This window comes from Nonomuraea sp. NPDC051298 (assembly GCF_055586305.1).
This window is the reverse complement of record NZ_JBVJIM010000010.1, coordinates 352,223-361,469: the sequence shown is the minus strand read 5'-3', so window position 1 is coordinate 361,469 and position 9,247 is coordinate 352,223. Positions and strand designations below refer to the sequence as shown.

The window sequence follows — 9,247 nt, the reverse complement described above, 5'->3', positions numbered from 1 at the left end:
TCCGGCCCGGAACTCCGGATCAAAACGGCGTCTCGTGGTTCCTGCCACGACCAAACCTCTCTTGGTTCGGTCTCCACGTTACGAGGGGAAGCCCAGACCCCATGTACCCGGCCTACGTCCAGGTGTACGTCCTCGGACTGCGCCTCGGCGAAACGCTCGGCCTGCGCTGGGAAGACGTCGACCTCGACCAGGCCGGGATGACGATCGGCTGGCAACTCCAGCGAGTCGGAGGCAAACTACTGCACCGCCAAACCAAGACGGACGCCTCCGACGCCACACTGCCCTTCCCCGAGATCGTCACGACGGCCCTCCATGCCCGGCTACGGAGACGCGACACTGCCCGAGAAGCGGCAGGGGACGGCTGGCAGGAGACCGGCCTCATCTTCACCACCGGCAGTGGCCGGCCGATCGAACCGTCCAACTTCCGCCGCAGCTTCGCCAACGCCTGTGCCAAAGCGGGGGTGCGAAAAGTTCATGTCCACGCGACCCGCAAGACCTGCGCGTCCTTGCTCGTCGCCCTCGACGTCCACCCCCGCGTCGCCATGCAAATTCTTCGCCACCCGCAGATCGCGGTGACTATGAACATCTACAGCGAAGTGTCCTCGGAGGAGACGCGTAAGGCACTCAACTGCCTGGGAGACCATTTGGAACGATAGAAAGCGCAGCATTGGAAGCTAAAGGCCATCCCTTCTGGGGTGGCCTTCATGTTGCGGTGCCCTACGCCTGATGAAAGGTCAGTCGCGGCAGATAGCGTCACCCACTATGAATACCGCGTACGCATGGTCTGATCTGTTGCCGGAGGATGAGCCGATGGCCGATCGTCCAGACCATCCGCCGTTGCCGCCGGGCCACGGTCTCCACCCTCCGGCCGGCGAGTTGGAAGTCAGTCAACTCGAAGAGCGGCTGGGTGTGAGCCTGCCGCCGAGCTATCGGCAGTTCCTGCTTTTCTCTGACGGCTGGGGCGTCGAGGAGTACTCCCTGTGGCCGGTCGCGGAAGTCGGCTGGCTTCGTGACGTCTGGCCCTCAACGGTCGAAGCCTGGACATCGCCCAGAGATAAAGAGCGCCCGAGCGTGCCCGATGACCTCTACTTTGTCTACGGAAGGGAGCAGAACAGCCACGACATCAGAAACGAATACCTGCCGGACGCCCTTCTCGTCGGGCAGTGGGATGGGGACCTCCTTCTCAACCCCCACGTCACGACCTCTGATGGCGAGTGGGAGGCATGGCTTCTCGCGGCCTGGATGCCTGGCGCCAATCGCCACAGGTCCTTCTGGGACCTGATGAAGGACCTGTGTACCCCACGCAGACGACTTTGAGTCCTCCGGCGGTAGGGGATCGCGTCCATCCCTGCCCGGCTGTGCCTCTCCACACGGGCCGACGTGATCCCGGCGAACCTTTCCCGAGCACCGCACTAATGATCAACGGCCGTGCAGGCAGGCGGCTACTGGTGCGGCATTGGTCAATCAAGAACACCACCGTGCGATTGAGATTCGCCTGGTAGTTGAGCAGCGCCGCCGTTGCTGCACTTTGCAGCTGTACGAGATAGAAGAGGCCATTTCCTGACCTGAGGAAGTGGCCTTTGACCTGGGGTGGAGTCTAGGAAATTCGAACCCTGACTTCCTGCTTGCAAATCGGTCTGATCTTCGATGACAACCACCTCGACCTGGACGGCAGGCCGTCAGCCAGTGACCGTGACTGACCCTTGTTGACCCCCCTAATGGCACGCTAATGGCACGACGATCAGCCCGCGGCATTGTGTTTCCCGCGCGACGCGCGCACCCTGCCCCTCTGATCATCCCGTCTGCCGTCGACCCACCCGAGGGGGAAGCGGGCCAGGGCCACGAGTACCAGATGGAGCGCCCCAGCGGACGAACGATCTGGTACCCGTGGCCCTGGCCTGTGGCACGGTGATCATCCCGGAGTCGGAGCGCCCCCTCATCCCGCACTGGTTAAGCGGTCGATATGGGCCGTGCTGTGTGGTCGAAGGCGACCGTGTTGCCGTGTGGCGCTGCTGCGCAGCACTCCCCAATGAACATCGGGACGTCGGCCGCGACAATCCTCCGAGAAGGTTAAGAGATCAGCACAACCAGTCACTCCTGCTTATTCGCTTTTTTGTCGATCGCACGGCGAACCGCGCGGAACATCCGAATCAGCTCCGGGAGCTTGGCCAAGACCTCCCTCAATTGAGTGATCATGAGGGTGAGGAAGCCGAAGCCCGCGAGCATGAAAAGTGTCAGGGTGTTCCAGTCCACGAGGAAACCTCCACGTTCATATCGTCCTCCCGGTCAGCGTCCTCTTCCCGAACGGTCACGCCGTGCCGCTCCAAAGCTTCATAGATCTCGTCGGGACCGCAGTCGATGTGTTCGACGTTGTGGCGCCCCTGACAGTCCGACGGGCACTCGAACTCAGCGCACGTCTCGGGCTCGGCTGGGGCAGCCTCATTGATGAGGTAATAGGTGAAAACGTTCGCCACTAGGCTCCTGACCTGGTGCATCTGGAGGAAGAGTGCGAACTCAATGCGTTTCACTTCAGCGCCGCCCTCGGGAGATAATGACTCGGGTCGCTCCTCCATCGCCCATGCGTGGGCGGACTCCAGAGAGACCACTAGCCAAGCGAGTTGCAGTGGCTCCAGATTCCCAGCCTCGGCAAGGTGCTCTACCGCCTCTCCCGCGCGCCGAACGTTCTCGATCGACGACAGGTAGCGCTTCAGCGCTGGTGGCAATGTGTCGCCAGCGCTCTGCACAGCGCGTCTGCTCGCAGCGTGGCGCTCTCGGCGGACCTGGGCGACGAATGCAGTGAGGCAGTCGCGGCACGCGTAGAGGGAATCGTCGTTGCCGGGTTCCACCGCGACGCGCTGTTTCCCAGGACTTGCAAAGGGCTCGTCGCACAGGGCGCAATTCACGCCCAGCGCCTGGTTCTCGCTCGTTGTAGTCGGCATTGCGTCCAGGAGCTCGTCCTGAGCATACGCAGGTATATGCATGGCCCCTCCATCGCTGAACGGCGCGAGCGGTTTTCTGCCGCCTCAACCATCTTCAACGCCCTCAAGCCAAGGGTGTCGGCTGTTGACAGCCGATCGCGGAAATTAGCGGAAGCTGACTCGCGTGTTCCCCACCCTCCTTAGACTGTTGACAAAATCTGACGCCTGAAGGGATCAAGGGTGCCGCCCATGTCAACCTCACCGCACCCGGAAAGTCACGAGGCTCTTGGAAAGCTGACAACGGCGCTTCAGGAGCTCCACCGGGCGGCGGGGCGGCCCAGCCACCGCCGGGTCAGCGATTCGATCAAGCATGGTCCCTATCCCGCGACGGTTAGCCACGAGGGCGTTCGGAGCACGCTCAAGGGCTTGCGCTCACCCCGCTGGGAGACCGTCGAGTCGATCGTCTCGTTCCTCGCGGGCTGCTGCCGACCGCCGCGGGACCCTGATATCGAGGTGGCGCGCTTCCTTCCGCTGTGGCGCGCAGTCAAGGAAGGCGACGCGGGCGCTCTGAAGTCGGCCCGGGAATTCGTCCTAGCGCAGAGCTGGGGTGATGATGGCGGCTCCTGGACTCCCGAGATGGTCGCGGGAGTGATGATCAACCCCTTCAATGCTGTCGAGCTCGACCCGGCGCTCACCGCCCGACACGATCCTCTGATCTCCGAAGACGAGTGGGTGAAGGTCAACCTCCGCGTCATCGAGCAGTACGGCGCTGAGTTCTTCCTGTACGCCCTGCTGCGCATTCTGAAGGGCGAGTACGTGGGCGAAGAGGGGGGCAGCCCGTATGGCTACCAGTCCCCCAGCCAGGAGATGGATGAAGACACGGCCCGAGAGGCCTTCGACTTCGCCTGCGACCAGATTCTGCGGCGCCTGCGCGCCGAGCCGAACCTGCTGGCGCGTTCGATCAAGGCGTTTCATTGCGACGACAGCCTGGAAGAGGAAGAGCGCGAGGAGATCTTGCGCGCAGAGTCGGATCCGAGCCTCATGAGGGAGGTTATGACGCTCTCCCCGGAGAGCTGGCTGGAGGTCTCCCAGGAGGCCCACTTGCTGGTCTTTACCTACCTCGTCAAAGAGGGCAGGACAGTCGGGCGGCCGGGTCTTCCCCCCGAGCAGCGCTTTTTGATCACTTGGCGGGTACCCGAATTGCCAGATGTCTAGACCCTGGATCGACTGGGGTTCAGTGCCAAGAACCGTGCCCCCTGGCCTGGTCCTCAATGACGATGGATGTCTACAGCTCACCTGCACGTAACCGGAGTCCGTGCTGGGTCGCTGAGTCGTCACCAGGGCCAGCACATCCAGGTCCGAATCGGGCACGGCATCTCGGCGGGCCTGGCTCCCGTACACCAACAACCCCTCGACATCCGCAGACATCTCAGGGAAGTCCTGCAAAACGCCGGCCGGAACGTTCATCCCCACGGGGCACTGACCGCATCATTACGGCTCAGTTCTCCAACTCCTGCGATCTGCCCCGCTTGTGAGACAAACAACGACCAGAACCCTACGCGCGTCGGGAACCAGCTCCCGGATCCACCAGATCGTTTCGATCTATAAGATCATGCCCTCATGCCAGTAACCGAGTTCGCCGGCGTGGCCAAGGACAAAGATCGTGGCATCACTTCCAAGGGAGGGCCGTACGAGTTCTGGACCAATGAGGGTGCCCACATCTACCTCCACGACACCGACTTCCGGCGCCTGACCTATGAGCCCGGCAGACCACCGACGTTGGAGCTGGAGTTTCTCTACAACCCGCAGTGGACTCCACCCGAACTGTCGAAGACGCCTGCCGTGGTCTTCCGGTTCGAGGACGTCCGCCTCGTCGAGTGGCACGAGAACCAGGAGGGCCATGACTGCGTGAACGCCAATCCCGATGCTCCGCCGGGACAGGTCGAGCAGTTTGACTGGGACGGCACCGACCTGTTCACACTGGACACCTTCATACTGCGCCTGCTCTTTCACGCCCGACGAGCGGAAGTAACCGTGCGCACGAAGTAGGCCGAGATCCCACCATGACCCATCCGCTTCACCCTCAGAACGCATCATTACGAGTGAGAACACGATCGTCCACAAACGTCCATGACTCTCCCTACGCCCAGGCCACGCTGTGCTCTGGAGAGCCGCCCATCCACAGGCATCCGTGATCGTCCAGAACTGTTGTTAGCAAGCGTATTAGCAGGATCGTTCGCTGAAGATAGCCATCATCTCGGCGAACGGAACCAGGTTGCCCTGCATACGGTCGACGAGAAAGTGTCAGACGTGGCCCATATGGTCGTCTCCACAACGATGTCGGAGCCGGATGGGTGAGACATGAGATCGAGCTTGAGGTTCAATAGTCGAGAAATCGAGCGCTTGGTGAACGAGAAGGTCAACGAAGTAGCGCGCCTGTATGAGCAGGCGCTAGCCCAAATGAGCTTGGATATGAAGGGCCGCCTTGTCGAGGAGATCAAGCTGCTGCTGCGGGCTCGGGTCCAGGATCTCGGTGGCGACATCACCGCAGAATTCACGTTCACGCGACTCGTAAGACCTGCGCTTCTCTGCTCGTTGCACTCAACGTACACCCACGCGTAGCCATGCAGATTCTTCGCCACAGCCAGATCGCCGCGACAATGAGTGTACAGCGAGGTTTCGTCTGAAGAGACCCGCAAGGCGCTCAAAAGGCTTGGCGAACAGTTCGCTTCTTAGTCTTGGGGATGACTGACTGACAAAGGACGGTCATCCCCAAGACAAGCTGCCCTGAGTCGTTACGTCAGGATGTTGACATCTCGCAGGACCAGCACTACGACTACGATCACGAGCAGGATTCCTTTGAGAGAGGAACCCCACCCCCTAGGGGCCGAGATGTCGATACGAACGCGGGATGTTGAAGATCCGGACACTGAGACTCCTTAGGTCTTACATCTGCAAGGAATCGCCGCGCCTAGAACCAACTTGCAACAACACGCTACAAGGTGCTACAACTAACTTGGAATAAAATGAAGCACAGTGAAGCAAGACGGAGCAAGAGTCCTAGACTCAACTTCATACAGAAGGGCCCGGAAGCCGTTGGCGCGGCAGCCGGGCCTTTCTAAATGCAGCTGCCACCTTATCCCTTTCCGGCAGTCGCTTGCCAGGATAATAGGGCATTTAGCTGCACTTCACTTCCGGCGCAAGTCCACGTCCACGCCACCCAAGAACGGCCCTCGTGAGGCATTGGCTGGCGCAACACAGGACCGCACAGGGGGGTCTACAACCCGAGGCTCTTACGAAGTATTGCCAGTCTAGCCATTCTGTCGCACAAGTATCAAGGGTCTCTCTTGTATTCAGGTGGGCGAGCTTCGAAAATATGCATTCTTCAGTGAGATAAACGGGCTCGCCCGCCATTGACCTGCGAAGATAGGTCGAAGACCAGCAGCACGCTGCCACTCGCGTGGAACCTGGATGCCGTACTTGAACTGACCACGCCAGCGAGTACGCACGGACGTCCGTACGGAGAGCGCTGGGGCTGTAGCTGTACTTTGCAGCTGTACAAGATCGAAAAGGCCACTTCCCGACCATAGGAAGTGGCCTTTGACCTGGGGTGGAGCCTAGGAGATTCGAACTCCTGACTTCCTGCTTGCAAATAGCTACGACGATCTTGGCTGACGTGCGGGAACGCAGGTAAAGGCGTTGATCGCCTTCCCTGTGACTCCCCGCTGCTGCCCTCGGTTTCCCGTCCCATCGGGCACGCAACGGGCACGGGCTCCGCGACAAGCCTCAGACGCATATCCAGCAGTAGAGCAACTGATCTTCTCCCTTGGCGCGCCGAGCCAAACCAACGAATGCTTCGATGAGCGACAGCAGATACCCGTTGTCGGCGCTCCAAGTGCTGAACTCCTCGATTTCCGCCCACTGCCGCGCGAGTTCGGGCAGACGTTCGTCATCCACATCCGCGAGAGTGTCGCGTACAGATGCCGACAGTTCCTCGATCCCCGGGCCGTCGAGGTATGGAGAGTCCTCCGGCAACGCGTCCCACTCTTCCTCCGTCGTAGGCGCTCCTTCTGTCGGGGGGTAGATCTCCTCCATCTCGACAAGATCAACCGACCAGGGGACACCTCGGATGAACCCGATGAGTTGGCCGAGAATCACCCCTGGGTCGATGAACTTCGCGTCCACCCCGTCAAAAGAGGGCTGGCCTCGCAGGAAACGAACGCCGGCGTGTCCGAGGTCTGGCCTCACTGTCGCTGCCTCGCGGTTCGCGGCTCGATAGTAGTCGTACAGGACGCCCATAGAGAGACTCCGCCTCGCGGTCATCGGTGCTTGAGCGACGCCAGATTAGGGGATGCGTACGTTTGTGCGAAAGGGTAACTGCGATACCGCAGATCTCGAACTCCTGACTTCCTGCTTGCAAATCGGCCTGATCACCAGGGGATACGTCCGCGACCTGGGCGAGCGGCAGTCCGCAAGTGACCGTGACTACCCCCTGTTGACCGCCCCTAATGGCCCTCTAATGGCCCGGCGATCATCCTCGCGACCTGAGACAAGGGGCCCAGTGCGCTCCTCGGCACAGCCGGGAGACTCAAGCAGCGAGGAGGACGAAGGGTCATCGGATTAGAAGTGGAATGGCAACCACGCCCACTATCCCCCTCCCGACCTGTACCGCAGCCTTTCGGCAACCGCCCGGCCGGCGCCACCATCCCGCAGATATCCCGCAACGGTGCCCAGCTCCGTCACCCGGTTGGCCGAGCCGAGGAACGAGGCCCGGCCCACCGATCGCCCCCAACCCGCACGGCGGCCAACCACCGCATGGCGATCGTAGAGCTGCATCTGCGTGGCGGTGTTCCAGCGTCAGAAACAGCCGACAGAGGTGGGCCAACTCAGGAGAAACGCGAAGCGCGACGCCCCGGAGGGCGCCGTCTGAATGTTTTCTCCTGCTCCGCTGCGGCGGTCTTTGTTGCAAAAACCACTTCACGAGATCTTGACAGCTGCGCGAGTATTGTGGTTACTCGTATCTTTTCGGCTTGCGTTGTTCCAATAAAGCCGCGCCTGACCAGCTCGACGAATGGCTCTCGAGGAATATACTTCGTATTACTGTAGGTGATCTCAAATCCTGATCTGGGGCCTGTGTTAAAACAATTATCGTCAACCCCAAGCGCAAGGTATTCAGCCGGTACGTACATGCCTCTAAGGACAGACGAATCTGCGGGGTTGAAATCCTTGGTGCGTACAAATTTGAACCAAAATGGACTAGAGTCGAGCCTCCAATCAGCAACTGTGGTAGGGCTGTCGAATCCTAGATCCATCAACTCTAATTGCTCAACCAGTGCAGACCTATCTGTGAACGCCCACTTCTCTTGGGTTGGGCGGCTTGTTGCTGGTCGTTGCTTTAGCCGCTTATACTGGAGCAGGGTTATAGCATTTGTCACTTTGTCCCAATATAGCAGATCGACTCCGAGGGCCGTCTCTAAGGATATTTTGTTTACATTCATTATGGTGAGAGCAAAGTCGCCATCTGTGAATCTTGCAAGGATTGGGTTTTGCAGCCGAATGCGTCCGCCAGGCATAAATCTTCTTAGATCTTCGGCGATTAGGTCATCTTCCCTGACAGACGCGAGGGCATAAGCCTCGATTATTCCACTAAAAGGTACACGGCTGTCGGCCCGCGAATTGATGGAGCGTTGCATTTCCTCCGGCAGAGATACGTCGGCCATGGCTATTGCCAGCTCAACCGCATCCGTTTCCTCTCGAATTCGAAGTCCCGTCAAGCCTAAAATTGGCTCGTTCAATGCCGCAAGATTGTCCAACCATCTTGCGACTTCTTCGGATTCCTGGTGAATTATACGCAACAGGCCGCTCGTCGCTCGCTTATGGAGTTGAACTACGCGGAGTGGCTGAGGTAGCTGCTCGAAATAGTCAGGGCTATTCCGCTGTAGCCGTTCAACAGGTATTGGGTTAGACAGGCGCATAAGGGATTCGATAGTAACACGGTCTTTTTTGTATGCGACTGCCTGGCTGCGAGTTGCAACGCCCAGCATTACTATGGAGATTCCTAGTCCTTCGAAACCGAGAGCTTCAGGGTAGGCAAGGCCGATCAGCACCGAGCGCCGTTTTGGAGCCCTGGTTCGGTAAAACACATCTGTTACCCTATTAGGAAGATCCCACGGCCAGTCCTCTGGCAGGAAATCATCGGCCGCCCAGAGCGCCACGTTGAGATCCATCATGTCCTGCATGGTCTCACCGCTATGTCGAACCGTCTACCGGTATGTACTCTGGGTTATCGATCTGGGGGGAGGAGCGAGCAGCCCTCATTATAGGCGATA

The 9,247-nt window shown here is 59.7% G+C and carries 9 protein-coding genes; 5 read left to right on the top strand and 4 right to left on the bottom strand.

Features of this window, described 5'->3' with window-relative positions; all coding sequences use genetic code 11:
- Positions 1-101: 101 nt before the first annotated feature.
- A complete protein-coding gene (locus ACZ6S0_RS28525; protein ID WP_465922370.1) occupies positions 102-656 on the top strand; it encodes a site-specific integrase in 555 nt (184 codons plus the stop codon).
- A gap of 106 nt (positions 657-762) precedes the next feature.
- On the top strand, positions 763-1,317 hold the full coding sequence (locus ACZ6S0_RS28520) for an SMI1/KNR4 family protein (RefSeq protein ID WP_465922369.1): 555 nt from the start codon (positions 763-765) through the stop codon (positions 1,315-1,317).
- Between the two features lie 774 nt (positions 1,318-2,091).
- Here ACZ6S0_RS28520 and ACZ6S0_RS28515 read toward each other — a convergent pair.
- Both ACZ6S0_RS28515 and ACZ6S0_RS28510 read right to left on the bottom strand, forming a co-directional pair.
- Positions 2,092-2,253 carry a hypothetical protein gene (locus ACZ6S0_RS28515; RefSeq protein ID WP_465922368.1) on the bottom strand — a complete coding sequence of 54 codons (162 nt, stop codon included), beginning with the start codon at positions 2,251-2,253 and terminating at the stop codon, positions 2,092-2,094.
- Positions 2,235-2,981 carry a hypothetical protein gene (locus tag ACZ6S0_RS28510; RefSeq protein ID WP_465922367.1) on the bottom strand — a complete coding sequence of 249 codons (747 nt, stop codon included), beginning with the start codon at positions 2,979-2,981 and terminating at the stop codon, positions 2,235-2,237. The genes ACZ6S0_RS28515 and ACZ6S0_RS28510 overlap by 19 nt, the downstream gene beginning before the upstream one ends.
- Before the next feature lie 186 nt (positions 2,982-3,167).
- Between ACZ6S0_RS28510 and ACZ6S0_RS28505 the strand changes: the two genes are divergently transcribed.
- The 3 genes from ACZ6S0_RS28505 to ACZ6S0_RS28495 all read left to right on the top strand — a co-directional run bounded on the left by ACZ6S0_RS28505 (position 3,168) and on the right by ACZ6S0_RS28495 (position 5,540).
- Positions 3,168-4,133 (top strand): hypothetical protein, encoded by a 966-nt coding sequence (locus ACZ6S0_RS28505; RefSeq protein WP_465922366.1) that lies wholly within the window; start codon positions 3,168-3,170, stop codon positions 4,131-4,133.
- Positions 4,134-4,538: 405 nt separating this feature from the next.
- Entirely contained in the window at positions 4,539-4,967 is a 429-nt protein-coding gene (locus ACZ6S0_RS28500; protein ID WP_465922365.1) for a hypothetical protein, read from the top strand.
- 357 nt (positions 4,968-5,324) lie between these two features.
- A complete protein-coding gene (locus tag ACZ6S0_RS28495; protein WP_465922364.1) occupies positions 5,325-5,540 on the top strand; it encodes a hypothetical protein in 216 nt (71 codons plus the stop codon).
- A gap of 1,164 nt (positions 5,541-6,704) precedes the next feature.
- Here ACZ6S0_RS28495 and ACZ6S0_RS28490 read toward each other — a convergent pair.
- Together ACZ6S0_RS28490 and ACZ6S0_RS28485 are read right to left on the bottom strand one after the other, a co-directional pair.
- Positions 6,705-7,217, bottom strand: coding sequence for a hypothetical protein (locus ACZ6S0_RS28490; RefSeq protein ID WP_465922363.1), 513 nt, complete (start codon positions 7,215-7,217; stop codon positions 6,705-6,707).
- Between the two features lie 587 nt (positions 7,218-7,804).
- Positions 7,805-9,148: a hypothetical protein gene (locus ACZ6S0_RS28485; RefSeq protein WP_465922362.1), complete on the bottom strand. Its 1,344-nt coding sequence runs from the start codon at positions 9,146-9,148 to the stop codon at positions 7,805-7,807.
- Positions 9,149-9,247 lie beyond the last annotated feature (99 nt).